Here is a 16,464-nt window from a genome sequence, read left to right as displayed (position 1 = left end):
GCTGAACCTGGCCCCGGTGAATCGCCGGGGTTAATGAACTAAATTTTACCGCCACGTTAATTTCACTTTAAATAACCCTGGAAATAAAAACCCTATTCCGGGTTCGGGCTTCTCTATTTAAAATATATTATTCCCTCCCGCCATAAGAATAAAAAAATCTCACCGCATTGCTGGCGCGCTCTAACGCTTAAACTACTCTAATGAGTATAAAAAACGATGATGGCCTGCTCTCTCCCAATGAACAGAAATATATTCCGCAAGGAAGCCATAGAGCACACCCGCAGCAAATGGCTGGGTAAAGCGTTACTGATCTCCGGGTATCCCGCCTGGGTGGTGGTTTTACTCTCCGCCGCATTTTTAATTATTTTGATAAGCCTGATGGCCTTCTCCAGCTATACCCGGCGGATTAACGTCAGCGGGGAAGTCATCACCCAGCCGCACGCCATCAATATCTTCTCTCCGCAGCAGGGGTTTATCACCCACACCTGGGTTAAAACCGGCGACAGCGTGGCAAAAGGCGATCATCTTTATCAGATAGATACCAGCCGCTCGACCCAGTCGGGCAACGTCAGCCAGAACTCTATCGCCGCCATCCAGAAACAAATTCAGCTTATCGAGGAAATCATCCTCAAACTGCAGCAAAACAAGCAGAAAACCGAGCAAAACCTCAGGCAACAGCTGACTCAGTACCAGACCGCGCACGAGAAGTCCCTTGCCCTGGTGGCGAACGCCGCCAAAGGCATGGAAGAGATGCGCCAGAGCATGGACAACTACGACGGCTACCAGCGCAAGGGTATGATCACCAAAGACCAGCTCAACAACCAGCGCTACCTCTATTACCAGCAGCAAACCGCCTACCAAAGCCTGAACACCCAGAGCATCCAGGAAAGCCTGCAGATCACCAACCTGCAAAGCGAGCTCTCCACGCGGGCGACGGATTTTGACAACCAAATCTCCCAGTATCAGTTCCAGCTGAGCGGCCTCAACCGCCAGCTGGCGGAAGTGGACGGCGGCGGGACCGTGTTTATCGATGCCCCCAGCGACGGCAAAATCGACTCCCTGAGCGTCACCCAGGGGCAGATGGTCAACGCCGGCGACAGCCTCGCGCAGCTGGTGCCCAACGGGGGCGACGGCTACGCGCTGGTGCTGTGGCTCCCCAACAGCAGCCTGCCTTACGTCACGCCGGGGGACAGCATCAACATCCGCTACGAAGCTTTTCCATTTGAGAAGTTTGGCCAGTTCCCCGGCAAGATCCTGTCGATTTCCAGCGTGCCCGCCTCGGCGCAGGAAATGGCGATGTACAACAATGTGCCCCGCCAGCCGTCCGGCACCACCAATCAGCCCTTTTACAAAGTGCTGGTCACGCTCGACCTGAGCCGCCTCACCGCCAGAGACAACCCCCTGCGGCTCTCCAGCGGCATGAAGGCGGAAGCCACGCTATTCCTGGAAAAACGCCCCGTCTACCAGTGGATGCTCGCCCCTTACTACGACCTTAAAAAAAGCCTAACCGGACCCGTGCATGAATGAATCCGCTTTTAAAGACATGATGCATCAGCTGAACTTTAGCCTGCGCCGCAGAGTGCCCCAGGTCCTGCAAACGGAAGCGGCAGAGTGCGGCCTGGCTTGCCTGGTGATGGTCTGTCGCTACCACGGCATGAACATCGATCTCTTCAACCTGCGCCAGCGGTTTGGCATCTCTTCTCACGGCGCGACGCTGGCGGTGCTGATCGACATCGCCACCCAGCTGCGCCTGAAAAGCCGCCCGCTTTCGCTGGATCTGAACGAGCTGCGCGAGCTGAAAACGCCCTGCATTCTCCACTGGGACATGAGCCACTTTGTGGTGCTGGTCGCCGTCAAACGCTCGGGCTTTGTGATCCACGATCCAGGCTTTGGCCGCCGCGTCGTGGGCATGGCGGAAATGTCCCAGCATTTTACCGGCGTCGCGCTGGAGCTGTGGCCGGACAGCGAGTTTGCCCGCGTCACCCAGCGCAGCCGCCTCAGCTTCCGCACCCTGCTCGGTAACATCGGCGGCCTGAAAGGCTTTTTGACGAAAATCTTCTGCCTGTCTCTGGTGGTGGAGGCGATCAACCTGCTGATCCCCATCGGCACCCAGCTGGTGATGGACCACGTCATCATCGCGGAGGATCATGATTTACTGGCGCTGATCTGTATCGGACTGCTGTTCTTTACCCTGTTTCGCACCTTCGTCAGCATGCTCCGGGCCTGGACGTCGCTGGTGATGAATTCCCTGATTGAAGTGCAGTGGAAAGCGGGCATGTTCGACCACCTGCTCAAACTCCCTCTCGCCTATTTCGAAAAGCGCAAACTCGGCGATATCCAGTCGCGCTTTGGCTCCCTGGATACTATTCGCACCACGCTGACCACCAACCTGGTCAACGGCATTATTGACACCCTGATGTCGGTCGGCGTGCTGATTATGATGGTGCTTTACGGCGGCTGGCTGGTGTGGGTGGTGCTGGGCTTTACCGCCTTTTATATGGTGCTGCGTCTGGCCACCTACAACCAGTACCGCCAGGCCTCGGAAGAGAAGATCGTCAAAGGCGCGCGGGCCAATTCCCACTTTATGGAAACCCTCTACGGCATCGGCACGCTGAAAGCGCTGGGGCTGTCCACCACGCGCTCGCAGTACTGGCTCAACCTCAATATAGATACCGCCAACGCCAACATCCGCATCACCAAGCTGGATATGCTGTTTGGGGGCATCAACACCTTTATCGGTGCCGTCGACCAGATAGTGATTTTGTGGCTGGGCGCGCTGATGGTGATCAACGGCCAGATGACGCTCGGGATGTTCGTCGCCTTCAACGCCTATCGCGGGCAGTTCTCTGAGCGGGCGGCCAACCTGATCGATATGATCCTGCAGTTGCGTATGCTCGGCCTGCACAGCGACCGTATCGCCGACGTGGTGTTTACCGACACCGAAACCAGCCAGCCGCCGCGCAAGCTGCTGCCTAAAAATCAGCCCGCCAGCTTTGAAGCCCGCGACCTGGTCTTCCAGTACGACGCGCTCTCGCGGCCGATTTTTGCCGATCTCAATATCACCGTCGCCGCCGGGGAAAGCGTGGCCATCGTGGGCCCTTCAGGGATCGGGAAGACAACCTTAATGAAGGTGATGGCCGGGCTGCTTGACCCCACGCGCGGGCAAATCCTGATCGACGGCCTGGACATCAGTAAAGTCGGGCTGAATAACTACCGCGACAGCATCGCCTGCGTGCTGCAGGACGACAAACTTTTTGCCGGGTCGATAGCCGACAACATCGGCAGCTTCGACAGCAGCAAAGATGCAGAGCGCATTATCAGCTGCGCCCGGAACTGCAACATCCACGACGAAATTATGAGCCTGCCGATGGGCTATGAAACGCTGATTGGCGAACTGGGGGGCAACCTTTCCGGGGGGCAGAAACAGCGGCTGCTGATCGCCAGGGCGCTTTATCGTCAGCCCAATCTGCTGTTTCTCGACGAGGCCACCAGCCACCTGGATTTGGCCAATGAAGCCCATATCAATGCCGCTATCGCTTCGCTGAAAATAACCCGCATCTTTATTGCCCATCGCCCGTCGACAATCGCCAGCGCTAACCGGGTGATAGATTTAGGATAGTGGCCAGAGGCTTAAATAAGAGGGGAATATTCCTCTTATTTAAGCCAGAGCAATAGTGACTAAACAGAAAAGGGAAATAAATAAACGCAAATAAGATATACAGCAGCACCCTTCCGGCGGCTGCCATATATTATGGGGAGTGTTTTAATCCTTTAAAATGCCGTTCCGTTATTCCATTAGGAAAAGCATCGCGTCCGTGATATTAACGCTTGGTGCTGCCGAACAGACCGGTGCCGCCAAGCAGGCCGCCCAGAATAGAACTCACGCCGCTAACCACGCTATTCACCACGCCACCCACGAGCTGGGTCACGCCATTGAGCACGCCGCCCACAACCGGCAGGCCGCTAACAATGCCGCCCACGGTGCCCAGCGGATCGCCCGTGCCGCCGATCACGCCATCCAGTAGACCCGCACCGCTAACTGACTTAACTTCCTGAGTGGATAATTCTTTCATGATTTTCACCATAATAAAATAAACGGAAAGAAAGGTTAAAAGCTCTCGCGGATAGTGAGGCGGTAAAACAATGCATTCCCTACCCTGATATAATTTCTAATACAGGCCAGGCAAAAGATCAAACCACCATAAAACATTATTTTTTTATTTTTAATAGGCCTGATTTTAACAGGCTTATAAATGTCACATTACTTTAATGGTGATTATCTGAATAAGCATTTGTACAAAATGGAATATAGCGAAAAGACGGATTAACTATGTTATATATTGTATATAGGCAGGTTTATTTCAGCGATTATATATTCATTCTGATTCAACAGGCTGGACGCCATTTTAATATGACTTAAAGAGAAACAGGCATCCCCCAGCCCGCTCTGACCAAAGAGCAGGCTGGAAGTCGATGTCTCTCAGGCCCCATAGCGGTTCCCGGTGTGCGCCAGCTGCCGACGCCATACGCCCGGCGCGATGCCATACTGGCGCTTAAAGCTGCGGTTGAAAGACTGCTGTGAGTCAAAGCCCAGGGAGATCGCCACGTTCAGGATCGGCTCTTCGGTGCGGCTCAGGCGCTCGGCGGATTTTTTCAGCTTCTGCGCGCGAATGTACTCGCCCAGATTGTAGCCGGTGTGCTGCTTGAAGATCCGCTGCAGGTGCCACTTCGAGTACCCTGCCCGCTCGGAAACGGTGTTGATGTCGAGGCGGCTGTCCAGGTGATTATCAATCCAGTCGAGTAAATCATGCATGAAGGCATCGGTGCTCATTGTCTCTCTCCCCTGCGGGTTTGTTAAAAGCATCTTTATCAGTTGCATTTAAATCTGACCTGCTTTGACAATAATTGCAAGTTTTATTGTTACATTAAATCCTCGTTACAAATGGGCCTTTTTCGAATGGCACAAATAGCACAGAAAGTGCAACAATTATTCTTGCACTTAGTTCTACGCCTTCCTACAATCGCCGCGATACTGTATTCGTAATTGATACACATTTTGTGCCGATGAGCGACACAAATGGCCTCAGGTCAGCCCGGACAAAGGAAGTGGCGCGGCACCCTCCGCTGCGTCTTGCCCGGCCGACTTCAACTATCGGAATAAGAATAATGAGCCTGCAAAAACATTGGGTTAGCCTTCATCTGCGCGTGTTGGGGCCGGTACTGCTTGCCGCGCTGCTCGCCGGATGCGACCGGGGAGTCGCACAAAACGCCGTGCCGCAGGCACCAGCCGTGAGCGTCGCCGACGTGGTGGTGAAACCCGTTAGCCAGTGGGATAGTTTTAACGGCCGCATCGAAGCGGTGGAAAGCGTTCAGCTCCGCCCCCGCGTCTCCGGCTACATCGACAAAGTGAACTACACCGACGGCCAGGAAGTGAAGAAAGGTGAAGTCCTGTTCACCATCGACGACAGAACCTACCGCGCCGCGCTGGAACAGGCGCAGGCGGCGTTGATGAGAGCCAAAACCCAGGCCAGTCTCGCCCGCAGCGAAGCCAGCCGCACCGACAAGCTGATCGGCACCAACGTCATTTCCCGCGAAGAGTGGGAACAGCGCCGCTCCGCCGCCACCCAGGCCGACGCCGATATTCGTGCGGCCCAGGCGGCGGTTGACGCGGCGCAGCTAAACCTCGACTTCACCAAAGTCACCGCCCCGATCGACGGCCGCGCCAGCCGCGCGCTGATCACCAGCGGTAACCTGGTCACGGCGGGCGACAGCGCCAGCGTACTCACCACCGTGGTGTCTCAGAAGACGGTTTACGCCTACTTCGACGTGGATGAATCCACCTATCTCCACTACCAGAACCTCGCCCGCAGCGGCCAGGGCGCGTCCAGCGACCATAAAGCCCTGCCGGTTGAAATTGGCCTGTCCGGCGAAGAGGGTTACCCACATCAGGGCACCGTGGACTTCCTCGACAACCAGCTCACCGCCAGCACCGGCACCATCCGCATGCGCGCCGTGCTGGATAACGCCCAGCGTCAGTTCACGCCGGGGCTGTTCGCCCGCGTTCGCCTGCCGGGCAGCGCGGAGTTCCAGGCGCTGCTGATCAACGACAAAGCAGTGCTGACCGACCAGGACAGAAAATACGTCTACATCGTGGATAAAGACGGCAAGGCCCAGCGCCGCGACATCACGCCGGGCCGCCTCGCAGCCGGGCTGCGCATCGTGCAGCAGGGGCTGAACCCTGGCGATAAAGTCATCGTCGACGGGCTACAGAAAGTGTTTATGCCGGGCATGCCGGTGAACGCGAAACCTGTCGCCATGGCCGCTACCAGCGCTGCCGTTAACTGATCCCTTACCAGAGAATCCGACGCATGGACTTTTCCCGCTTTTTTATCGACAGGCCGATTTTTGCCGCGGTGCTGTCGATTCTGATTTTTACTACGGGGCTTATCGCGATCCCGCTGCTGCCGATCAGTGAATACCCGGACGTCGTGCCGCCGAGCGTGCAGGTCCGGGCGGAATACCCTGGCGCCAACCCGAAAGTGATCGCTGAAACCGTGGCGACGCCGCTGGAAGAAGCGATCAACGGCGTCGAAAACATGATGTACATGAAATCCGTTGCTGGCTCTGACGGCGTGCTGGTGACAACCGTGACCTTCCGTCCAGGTACCGATCCGGATCAGGCGCAGGTTCAGGTGCAGAACCGTGTTTCCCAGGCCGAAGCTCGCCTGCCGGAAGACGTTCGCCGCCTCGGCATCACCACCCAGAAACAGTCGCCGACGCTGACCCTGGTGGTGCATCTGTTCTCGCCGAACGGCAAGTACGACTCGCTGTACATGCGTAACTACGCCACCTTGAAAGTGAAGGACGAACTCGCGCGCCTGCCGGGCGTCGGGCAGATCCAGATTTTCGGCTCCGGGGAATACGCCATGCGCGTATGGTTGGATCCGAACAAAGTGGCGGCGCGTGGCCTGACGGCCTCTGACGTGGTCACGGCGATGCAGGAGCAGAACGTGCAGGTCTCTGCCGGTCAGCTCGGGGCTGAGCCGCTGCCGAAAGCGAGCGACTTCCTGATCTCCATTAACGCCCAGGGCCGCCTGCACAGCGAAGAAGAGTTCGGCAACATCATCCTGAAAACCGCCCCGGACGGATCGCTGGTTCGCCTGCGTGACGTGGCGCGTATCGAGCTGGGTTCAGGCAGTTATGCCCTGCGTTCCCAGTTGAACAACAAAGATGCGGTCGGGATCGGTATCTTCCAGGCCCCCGGCGCCAACGCCATCGATCTGTCTAACGCCGTGCGCGCCAAGATGGCCGAGCTGTCCACTCGCTTCCCGGAAGACATGAAGTGGGCGGCACCTTATGACCCGACCGTGTTCGTGCGCGACTCCATTCGGGCGGTGGTGCAAACCCTGCTGGAAGCCGTGGTGCTGGTTGTGCTGGTTGTGATCCTGTTCCTGCAAACCTGGCGCGCGTCGATTATCCCGCTGATTGCCGTCCCGGTTTCAGTCGTGGGGACGTTCAGTATTCTTTATCTGCTCGGCTTCTCGTTGAACACGTTGAGTCTGTTCGGACTGGTGCTCGCCATCGGCATCGTGGTGGACGACGCCATCGTGGTGGTGGAGAACGTCGAGCGTAACATCGAAGAAGGGCTTGCCCCGCTGCAGGCGGCGCACCAGGCCATGCGCGAGGTTTCCGGGCCGATTATCGCTATCGCTCTGGTACTGTGCGCGGTGTTCGTGCCGATGGCGTTCCTCTCCGGCGTAACCGGGCAGTTCTACAAGCAGTTCGCGGTGACCATCGCCATTTCGACGGTGATTTCGGCGATTAACTCCCTGACGCTCTCCCCGGCGCTGGCGGCCCTGCTGCTGAAGCCGCACGGCGCGCCGAAGGACATGCCTACCCGGCTGATCGACCGCCTGTTCGGCTGGCTGTTCCGCCCGTTCAACCGCTTCTTCCACCGCAGTTCGGACGGCTACCAGGGGCTGGTGAGTAAAACCCTTGGCCGCCGTGGCGCGGTGTTTGCGGTGTACGTGCTGCTGCTGTGTGCTGCCGGAGTGATGTTCAAAACCGTGCCGGGCGGGTTTATTCCGACCCAGGATAAGCTCTACCTGATCGGCGGCGTGAAGATGCCCGAAGGCTCTTCGCTGGAGCGCACCGACGCGGTGATCCGCAAGATGAGTGAAATCGGGATGAACACCGAAGGCGTGGATTACGCCGTGGCATTCCCTGGCCTCAACGCACTGCAGTTCACCAACACGCCGAATACCGGCACGGTGTTCTTCGGCCTGAAGCCGTTCGGTGAGCGTAAACATACCGCGGCGCAAATTAACGCCGAGATCAACGCCAAAATCTCGCAAATCCAGGAAGGCTTCGGCTTCTCGATTCTGCCGCCGCCAATTCTGGGCCTGGGCCAGGGTTCCGGCTACTCGCTGTATATTCAGGATCGGGCGGGCTTAGGCTACGGGGCGCTGCAAACCGCGGTGAACACCATGTCCGGCGCGATCATGCAAACGCCGGGGATGCACTTCCCGATCTCCACCTACCAGGCGAACGTGCCGCAATTGGATGTGCAGGTAGACCGCGACAAAGCCAAAGCCCAGGGCGTGTCGCTGACCGATCTGTTCGGCACGCTGCAGACTTATTTGGGCTCGTCCTACGTGAACGACTTCAATGAGTTTGGTCGTACCTGGCGCGTGATGGCCCAGGCCGACGGGCAGTTCCGCGACAGCGTGGAAGACATCGGCAACTTGCGCACCCGTAACAGCCAGGGGGAAATGGTGCCGATCGGCAGCATGGTGAAAATCACCACCACATACGGACCGGATCCGGTGATCCGCTACAACGGCTACCCGGCAGCGGATCTCATCGGCGATGCCGATCCACGCGTGCTCTCTTCCGCTCAGGCTATGACTAAACTGGCCGCCATGTCCGGCCAGGTGCTGCCGAACGGAATGAACATCGAATGGACGGATCTGAGCTACCAGCAGGCAACCCAGGGCAACACGGCGATGATCGTCTTCCCGGTGGCGGTGCTGCTGGCGTTCCTGGTGCTCGCCGCGCTGTACGAAAGCTGGACGCTGCCGCTGGCGGTGATCCTGATCGTGCCGATGACCATGCTGTCCGCGCTGTTTGGCGTCTGGCTGACCGGGGGCGATAACAACGTATTCGTCCAGGTCGGGCTGGTGGTGCTGATGGGCCTGGCCTGTAAGAACGCCATCCTGATCGTCGAGTTCGCTCGCGAGCTGGAGATGCAGGGCAAGGGCATTATGGAGTCCGCGCTGGAAGCCTGCCGTCTGCGTCTGCGCCCTATCGTGATGACCTCGATTGCCTTTATCGCCGGGACTATCCCGCTGATTCTGGGCCACGGCGCGGGCGCGGAAGTGCGCGGCGTGACCGGGGTGACGGTGTTCTCGGGCATGTTAGGGGTGACGCTGTTTGGTCTGTTCCTGACGCCGGTGTTCTACGTCACGCTGCGCAAACTCGTTACGCGCGGCAAAACCCAGGCAAAAACTGTCGAGGCGCAAATGCCCTAAATCAGGCGGTGTAAAAACTGCCTGATGAACCCAATAAAAAACCGCCTTTCAAAGAGGCGGTTTTTTTATTTCTGCGGAAAGTGGCTGCGGCGCTTAATGGCCTTTTTTGTACAGCGCCTCAAGCTCGGGCACCGGCTGGCAGCCGCTGGTATCGCTTTTTTTCACTTTCTCCAGCGCAGTGGCCACGGTATGGCGAGCCAGCACGGCCAGCGACGCCTCTTCGGCTTCTTCCGCAATCGTTTTGAAGTACCAGCAGGCGTTGGCGCTCACCACGCAGCGGGCAGGCACGTCCGGGCGGGAAGCCCAAATCTTTTTGTCTTCAATCACTGACAGGTAAATATCTCGCAGGGTTATCTCTTCGGCCGGGCGGCCAAGATGAATGGAACCGTTGCGCCCCAGCGTCGAAACAATAATGCCGTCGCGCGTGAGGGGAACCATCAGTTTACGGATAAAGCTCGGATTGGCTTCCAGGCCGTAGGCGAGGATCGCGCTGGTCGAACGTTCACCCATTTGCTCCGCCATCGCTACGCTGAGAACCATCTGCAAAGCTGTCGGGAAGCGGTAATCTAACATTTCATTTTCCTGGGTCGCGGTGGATCTTGTTCTTTTTGGCACCGCTTAGGTGAATAAGCAATCAGCACAATATAACAAATGTCAGGTTTTTTTTGAAGCAATCTGAGCTTTCCCTGGGACCCAGCTCAAAATAATCGAAAGCTCATTTTCAATAAGTTACGGGAGTAAACTATTCGATAAATGAATTCTGGCAGGCCGGTAAATTAATTCAAGTCTTTGCCATGCTGAATAATAAGTCATGCAGCTGAGGTTTAATAAAATGCCCCGGCCTGATTTGACCGGGGAAACTGGTTAGCGGCACTCTGGTTGCCAGTTTAACGCCTGCAGCGCCGCCATATCTTTGTCGTTATCCGCCTTAATACGCTTCACCATGTCGTTTTCGGTTACTTTCGCGTCAGCGGGATACTGGCGGGCAAACTGCAGGTTGACGATGCCGCCGCAGGCCTCACGGGCAAGCCACACGTCAGACTCGTAGCCGCTTTGCTTTGCGTCCCCCGGCTTAGGCAGATAGATAATCCGAACCTCGGCCACGTCGCCATTTTTCGCTATATCGAAATGTGGCTTCGGCACCGTGCGGTTTAACTCCACCGCCGTCGCCTGCATCCAGCGGTCAAGCGGGGCGTTGAGTTTGATCTGATTAACCGTAATCAGCTGCGTCCACTGCCAGTTTTCGGCCTTTTCACCGTCGGTGGTGTATTCCCACACCGCCTGCTGCGGCGTTGAGCGAGTGAAGGATTGCCCGTACGTTTTGCCGGCAAAAGCGATGGTTTGCGGAGCCGCCAGGTCTTTAATTTTCGATGTTTTTGCCGACTGCGGGCCCGCACAGGCGGCCAGCAGAAAAACAGATGCCAGGGTAGCGATATGATAAGTTTTCAAAAACGAGATTCCTTTTAGTCTTTATTAAAATATTCCAGAGGCAGGTGCCCGGAAAATACTCGATCATTCTCCGATCTCAGACCATAGAAGGAAGTGCACTAGATTTCAATTCAGTAAGTCTGAAACTGGCGGGGGATCGAATAGATCGTTTATTCATCTTCAAATAATTTTTCAATCGACCGGGTTGGATAAAAAAGCGAATTAGCGTTTTTCCCCACCAGCGCAATAAAGCCTAATTTTTGATAAAAGTGCTTCGCATTGTCGTTAATGGCATCGACAAAAATCCCATGAACGCCCACCGCCTGTGACGCTAAATAAACCACTCTCATCGCGTGAGCCACAAGCGTTGAACCCCATTCCTGGCCCTGCAGATCTTTATGAATAGCCAGTCGCCCCAGCGTCACGCTGGGCACATTGGCATAAGGAATTTTTCGTTTCTGACTATTCGACGGCAGCGCCTCTTTTTCAAAACAGCTGCCGGATAAGGTGTAGTAGCCCAGGACTTTGGGGTTAGCGTCTTTGGTCACGAGAAGATAGCCACGTAAAAAGCGGCCATTGTGCTGGCGAATAAAGTGTTCGGCGAGAAAAGCATTCAGAGACGTTTCTCCGCAGTCAAAGCCGTGAAAATCATAGGCGGTGTCTGCTGAAAACAATTCAATAGTCAGGTCGGCCACGGCTTACTCCATGTCTTTCAGACGCCTTGCTGCATGTTTTAGCCTGTCATCCGGTTCAGGCGGGTTACTAATGGCATCCATCACTCGGTTCCACGATGCTTCATTTAGCACCAGGCGGCGATGCTGTTCGATCACTTCCGCAGCGCGAGCCGACGCACAGGCAATCATAAACTGGGTGATCGTCTGATTGGACATGGCTGCCGCCTCTTCGATCATGCTTTTGTCGTCGTCACTCAATCTGAGGTCGATGCGCTGTTTTTTTAAAGCTGACATCCTGTATTTACTCCCCGACCTGCCGCAGGTGTCAGCAGGAGGATGAAATCAATGAACATCTTAAGATGTACGGAAAAAAACCGTACATAAACAATACGCCTGTCGGGATAAATTTTCAACAGCGTCCGAGGCTTAAGGTGTCATAAATTCTGGCCAGATCCCTGGCCTGAAAAAACCCGCCATCATCGCCCCACCTTCCCGCAACAGGCCTATACTTATCGGCGACACTTTTCCGCACGTTCTGTTCTGCATGCACCGATTTATGCGAGATAACGCTATGGAATTAAAGGATTATTACGCCATCATGGGCGTGAAACCGACGGACGAACTCAAAACCATCAAAACCGCCTACCGCCGCCTGGCGCGCAAATATCACCCCGACGTCAGCAAAGAGCCCGACGCAGAAGCCCGCTTTAAAGAAGTGGCGGAAGCCTGGGAAGTGCTGAGCGACGAGCAGCGCCGCGCCGAGTACGACCAGATGTGGCAGCACCGCAACGACCCGCAGTTTAATCAGCAGTTCCACCAGGGCGGCGAGCAAAGCTACAACGCCCAGGACTTCGAAGATATCTTCTCTTCCATGTTTGGCCAGCAGGCCAGGCATTCTCGCCAGCCGCACGCCGCGCGAGGCCATGATTTAGAAATTGAAGTTGCCGTATTCCTCGAAGAGACGCTGGCCGAACACAGCCGCACCATCAGCTACAAGCTGCCGGTCTATAACGTGTTTGGCATCGTCGAGCAGGAAATCCCGAAAACGCTGAATGTAAAAATCCCGGCAGGCGTCGGAGACGGCCAGCGCATCCGGCTCAAAGGCCAGGGCACGCCGGGTGAAAACGGTGGGCCAAACGGTGACCTGTGGCTGGTGATTCATATCGCGCCGCATCCGCTGTTCGACATTGTCGGCCACAACCTTGAAGTCGTGGTACCGCTTGCCCCGTGGGAAGCCGCGCTGGGGGCAAAAGTCGAGGTTCCTACGCTCAAAGACAGCATTCTGATGACCATTCCTGCCGGCAGCCAGGCCGGGCAGAAGCTGCGTATCAAGGGCAAAGGGCTGGTCAGCAAACAGCACACCGGCGACCTGTTCGCGGTGATCAAAATCGTGATGCCGCCCAAGCCGGATGAAAACGCTGCGGCGCTTTGGCAACAGTTGGCAGACGCCCAGTCGGCGTTCAATCCGCGCAAAGATTGGGGGAAAAAATAATGGCTAACGTCACCGTCACTTTTACCATCACCGAGTTCTGTCTGCACACCGGCATTCAGGAGGAGGAACTCAATGAGATCGTCGGTCTTGGCGTCGTCGAGCCTTACGATTTTGAGGTCAGGCCGTGGCAGTTTGACGACCACGCGATCAACATAGCGCAGCGGGCATTGCGGCTACGACGAGAATTAGAACTCGACTGGCCGGGCATCGCCGTGGCGCTCACCCTGCTGGAGGAGAACGAACGCCTACGACAGGAGAATCGCCTGCTCCGGCAGCGCATAGGGCGTTTTATTCGCCACCCATAAGCCTATCTTCTGGTGGATTATTCATCAGAATATATCCACCAGTCGTGAACATCCTGAATCATTTAGGAATATTACCTAAGGCAACATCCGCTTCGCTGTGCCAGGCTTATTCACGGTCATAAGGACTGATAACGTTTGTTGAGGATATTATGAAAAAAACGATCATCGCTTTATCTGCAATTCTGCTGGCTGCCCCTGTTTTTGCCGCGACCACCACACATGCAACCGATGAGACCGTCGCTGCAGCACACGAAGGCGCGAACACCGCCAAAGAGAAACTGCACGAGGCAGAGAACAAAGGCGAAGAGCTGAAGCTTAAGTCGAAACACGCCGCCGAAGGGAAGAGCGACAGCACGGGCAGCAAGATAAGTGAAGGCTCCCAGAAGGCGTGGCATAAAACCAAAGAAGGCACCGAGAAAGGTTGGGACGCAACCAAAGAAGGAGCTGAAAAAGGCTGGAATAAGACCAAAGAAGGCGCCGCTGACCTGAAGAAAAAGGTCACTGAATAATTAGCTTTCTTTAAACAATAAGCCGCGAAAGCGGCTTTTTTATTGCCTCAATCTGTCCGTTTTTCAGCAAAATATCGTCCCGGCGTTTTCCCCAGCGCTTTTTTAAACACGCCAGAAAAAGCCCCAGGGCTGCTGTAGCCTAAATCCAGCGCAATGCGCGTGATCGCCTCCCCTTCACCTAACCGACCTATCGCCGCCAGCAGGCAGGCCTGTTGCCGCCATGCCACAAAGCTGATGCCGGTCTGCTGCCTGAACTGGCGGGTAAAGGTTCGGCGGCTCATGCCCACGCGCGCTGCCATATCGTCGACGGACGTTTCCAGCGAAGGTGCCAGTAAGAACGCCCGACAGGCCGCCTGCAGACGAGGTTCGGCGGGCAGCGGGGCGTTGAGAGAAAGCGCGGGCATCGAGGCAATTTCATAGAGCAGAAAATCAAGCAGGCTTTGGCCGCGCCCTTCAGGCTGAATAACCTCAGCCAGAGCCACGGCCTGCGCCAGCAGCTCGCGCAGCAGTATTGACACGCCGAAAACCTGGCTCGTCTGCGGCAGACTAAGCCTGTGCGCTGCGGCATCACTGATATAGCCGTTAAGCATCATGACCGGCCCGCGCATTTGCATCGCGTGAACCAGGCCGCCCGGCACCCAAATGGCACATTGCGGCGGCACCGCCCAGTTTCCGGCAGGCGTCTCCACCGAGATAACACCGCCTGCAGCGTAGGCAAACTGCCCGCGCTCGTGGCTATGCCGGGGGAAATAATCCCCATCGGCGAAGTGCTTTTCCGTGACGATGATTGCCTGAGGCGAATCCTGATAGAGTGCTGCGCGATTATTTTGCATGGCCCAATTTTACCTATAATTGACCCGTTAATAAAAGCAGGCCAATCAGGGAACCGCTACAGTTCCGTCAACACTTTTCACCGGACGCAGACATGCAGCGCAAACACCTTTTTCTCGCCCTGGCCGTCACCGCCGCCTGGGGGATTAACTTTCCTCTCACCCGGCTTGGGCTGGCCCATATCGATCCCCTTTTATTAACCGCCCTGCGGTTTACGTTTGCCGCCCTGCCGTGGGTTTTCTTTATTCGACGCCCGGCTGTAGCTCTGCGCTGGATAGCGGCCTACGGCCTGATTTTTGGCGTGGCGATGTGGGCGCTGATCAATCTGGGTATCGCGTTTGGCGTCCCGCCCGGCAGCGCCGCCTTGCTTATCCAGCTCAGCGCCTTTTTTACCCTGGGCTGGGGCGTTCTGCTGTTTGGCGAACGCCTTACGCGCCCGCAGCGCTACGGTATTGTTCTGGCGGCGGCGGGGCTGCCTGGCGTGGTGCTGGATAGCGGCGGCAGCGCAACGCTAACCGGATTGATACTGATTGTGATCAGCGCGCTGGCCTGGAGCGCCGGGAACATCATCATCAAACTTTCCGGCGTGAAAGAGATCTTTGCTTTTGTGGTGTGGGCCAGCCTGTTTCCCCCTGTGCCGCTGGTGCTGCTGACCTGGGTCTGGCACGGTTCCGCGCCCTTCACTTCGCTGGCGCAAAATATCGATAAACAGGCCGTGTTTTCGCTTCTGTTCCAGGTTTATGCCGCGACGCACTTCTGCTACTGGGGCTGGAATACCCTGCTTCACAAATACCCGGCTTCCCGCGTGGCGCCGCTTTCACTGCTGATCCCGGTCTTCGCCATGCTCAGCTCGGCGCTGATTCTTGGCCAGGTTCCCGATCTCACCAGCGCGCTTTCGCTGGCGGCGATCCTGCTGGCCCTGGCCATCGGCATGAAAAAAGAGCGCCCGCTCAGCCGCTAGTTATGCAGCGTCACGCTGTCGTCCACGCTCTGGCGCCACATGCGAACCTGAGCAGAAGGCGCATTCGGGTCGGCATAGCCGAAGGAGATCCCGAACAGCAGGCGATAATCGTCCGACACGCCAAGAATTTTACGCGTCGCATCGGCATGGAAGCCGAGCAACGTCTGCGGAATACCGGCAAAACCACGCGCTGCCAAAGACAGAAGGAAGCTCTGCCCGTACATGCCGATGTCGGACGCCACGCGCACGTTGTCGCCAAACGAGGGCATAAACAGGAACGCTACGTGTGGGGCACCGAAGAAGTTGAAGTTACGCAGGTACGCCTCACGACGCTTCTCTTTATCGTCACGGGCGATGCCAAGCGCATCGTAATAAACCTTCGCCTGGCGCTGGCTGCGCTCGTAATAATCTCCGTGAAAATCGTCATAGCTGAAGCTGAAATCTGGCGTGACATTACCCGCCGTATCGTTCTCAATCATCATCTTTTGCAGCGCATCTTTGGTTGCGCCGGAGGCAATATGGACGTTCCACGGCTGCGTGTTGCAGTTGGACGGCGAATGCTGGGCATCCTGTAAAACATCCCGAATTTGTGCCTCAGTCAGCGGCGTAGGCAGAAACGCTCTGGATGAAAAACGCTGACGTACGGCCTCGTCAAAAGCCAAAACTGTATTACTCATACCATCCTCTCTGTGCTTGCCCGGCGAAACCGGACATCGTTACTTGCCGGAGAGGAT

At 56.4% G+C, this 16,464-nt stretch carries 16 protein-coding genes; 8 read left to right on the top strand and 8 right to left on the bottom strand.

The features are described 5' to 3' along the window. The first annotated feature begins 237 nt into the window (after positions 1-237). Together F3J28_RS19950 and F3J28_RS19945 are read left to right on the top strand one after the other, a co-directional pair. The gene (locus tag F3J28_RS19950; RefSeq protein WP_166879111.1) at positions 238-1,527 is read left to right on the top strand and encodes an HlyD family secretion protein; all 1,290 of its coding nucleotides are present in this window, start codon (positions 238-240) and stop codon (positions 1,525-1,527) included. After that, positions 1,520-3,619, top strand: coding sequence for a peptidase domain-containing ABC transporter (locus F3J28_RS19945; RefSeq protein ID WP_166879108.1), 2,100 nt, complete (start codon positions 1,520-1,522; stop codon positions 3,617-3,619). Before F3J28_RS19950 ends, F3J28_RS19945 begins: the two co-directional genes overlap by 8 nt. A gap of 202 nt (positions 3,620-3,821) precedes the next feature. Here the strand turns inward: F3J28_RS19945 and F3J28_RS19940 are convergent, their stop codons facing one another. Then, on the bottom strand, positions 3,822-4,073 hold the full coding sequence (locus tag F3J28_RS19940; RefSeq protein ID WP_166879105.1) for a hypothetical protein: 252 nt from the start codon (positions 4,071-4,073) through the stop codon (positions 3,822-3,824). Between the two features lie 407 nt (positions 4,074-4,480). After that, a complete protein-coding gene (locus F3J28_RS19935; RefSeq protein ID WP_126355037.1) occupies positions 4,481-4,831 on the bottom strand; it encodes a helix-turn-helix domain-containing protein in 351 nt (116 codons plus the stop codon). 335 nt (positions 4,832-5,166) lie between these two features. Between F3J28_RS19935 and oqxA the strand changes: the two genes are divergently transcribed. Both oqxA and oqxB read left to right on the top strand, forming a co-directional pair. Further along, positions 5,167-6,345, top strand: a complete 1,179-nt coding sequence (gene oqxA, locus F3J28_RS19930; RefSeq protein WP_166879102.1) for a multidrug efflux RND transporter periplasmic adaptor subunit OqxA — start codon at positions 5,167-5,169, stop codon at positions 6,343-6,345. Between the two features lie 23 nt (positions 6,346-6,368). Next, positions 6,369-9,530 carry a multidrug efflux RND transporter permease subunit OqxB gene (oqxB, locus tag F3J28_RS19925; protein ID WP_166879099.1) on the top strand — a complete coding sequence of 1,054 codons (3,162 nt, stop codon included), beginning with the start codon at positions 6,369-6,371 and terminating at the stop codon, positions 9,528-9,530. A gap of 93 nt (positions 9,531-9,623) precedes the next feature. On the opposite strand, the gene oqxR is transcribed toward oqxB, so the two are convergent. The 4 genes from oqxR to F3J28_RS19905 all read right to left on the bottom strand — a co-directional run bounded on the left by oqxR (position 9,624) and on the right by F3J28_RS19905 (position 11,926). Then, the gene (gene oqxR, locus F3J28_RS19920; RefSeq protein WP_166879097.1) at positions 9,624-10,103 is read right to left on the bottom strand and encodes an efflux pump transcriptional repressor OqxR; all 480 of its coding nucleotides are present in this window, start codon (positions 10,101-10,103) and stop codon (positions 9,624-9,626) included. Positions 10,104-10,394: 291 nt separating this feature from the next. Continuing rightward, entirely contained in the window at positions 10,395-10,979 is a 585-nt protein-coding gene (locus F3J28_RS19915; RefSeq protein ID WP_166879094.1) for an HI_0983 family protein, read from the bottom strand. A gap of 149 nt (positions 10,980-11,128) precedes the next feature. Then, positions 11,129-11,653, bottom strand: coding sequence for a GNAT family N-acetyltransferase (locus tag F3J28_RS19910; protein WP_166879091.1), 525 nt, complete (start codon positions 11,651-11,653; stop codon positions 11,129-11,131). Between the two features lie 3 nt (positions 11,654-11,656). After that, entirely contained in the window at positions 11,657-11,926 is a 270-nt protein-coding gene (locus F3J28_RS19905) for a type II toxin-antitoxin system TacA family antitoxin (RefSeq protein WP_166879089.1), read from the bottom strand. Between the two features lie 277 nt (positions 11,927-12,203). On the opposite strand from F3J28_RS19905, the gene cbpA reads away from it, so the two are divergent. From cbpA to F3J28_RS19890, 3 genes are all read left to right on the top strand, one after another. Next, on the top strand, positions 12,204-13,124 hold the full coding sequence (cbpA, locus tag F3J28_RS19900; RefSeq protein ID WP_166879086.1) for a curved DNA-binding protein: 921 nt from the start codon (positions 12,204-12,206) through the stop codon (positions 13,122-13,124). Then, positions 13,124-13,429 (top strand): chaperone modulator CbpM, encoded by a 306-nt coding sequence (gene cbpM, locus F3J28_RS19895; protein ID WP_008458201.1) that lies wholly within the window; start codon positions 13,124-13,126, stop codon positions 13,427-13,429. Before cbpA ends, cbpM begins: the two co-directional genes overlap by 1 nt. 149 nt (positions 13,430-13,578) lie before the next feature. Further along, the gene (locus F3J28_RS19890; RefSeq protein WP_166869063.1) at positions 13,579-13,938 is read left to right on the top strand and encodes a KPN_00521 family repetitive protein; all 360 of its coding nucleotides are present in this window, start codon (positions 13,579-13,581) and stop codon (positions 13,936-13,938) included. A gap of 47 nt (positions 13,939-13,985) precedes the next feature. Here F3J28_RS19890 and F3J28_RS19885 read toward each other — a convergent pair whose 3' ends face one another. Then, positions 13,986-14,771: an AraC family transcriptional regulator gene (locus tag F3J28_RS19885; RefSeq protein ID WP_166879083.1), complete on the bottom strand. Its 786-nt coding sequence runs from the start codon at positions 14,769-14,771 to the stop codon at positions 13,986-13,988. 92 nt (positions 14,772-14,863) lie between these two features. Here F3J28_RS19885 and F3J28_RS19880 point away from each other — a divergent pair, with 92 nt between their 5' ends. Next, positions 14,864-15,730, top strand: a complete 867-nt coding sequence (locus F3J28_RS19880) for an EamA family transporter (RefSeq protein ID WP_166879081.1) — start codon at positions 14,864-14,866, stop codon at positions 15,728-15,730. On the opposite strand, the gene F3J28_RS19875 is transcribed toward F3J28_RS19880, so the two are convergent. Next, a complete protein-coding gene (locus F3J28_RS19875) occupies positions 15,727-16,407 on the bottom strand; it encodes a nitroreductase (RefSeq protein ID WP_166879078.1) in 681 nt (226 codons plus the stop codon). The genes F3J28_RS19880 and F3J28_RS19875 overlap by 4 nt on opposite strands. Between the last annotated feature and the right edge of the window lie 57 nt (positions 16,408-16,464).

The organism is Enterobacter sp. Ap-1006, assembly GCF_011752835.1.
Classification (GTDB): domain Bacteria; phylum Pseudomonadota; class Gammaproteobacteria; order Enterobacterales; family Enterobacteriaceae; genus Cedecea.
This window is presented reverse-complemented; position numbering and strand designations above follow the sequence as displayed.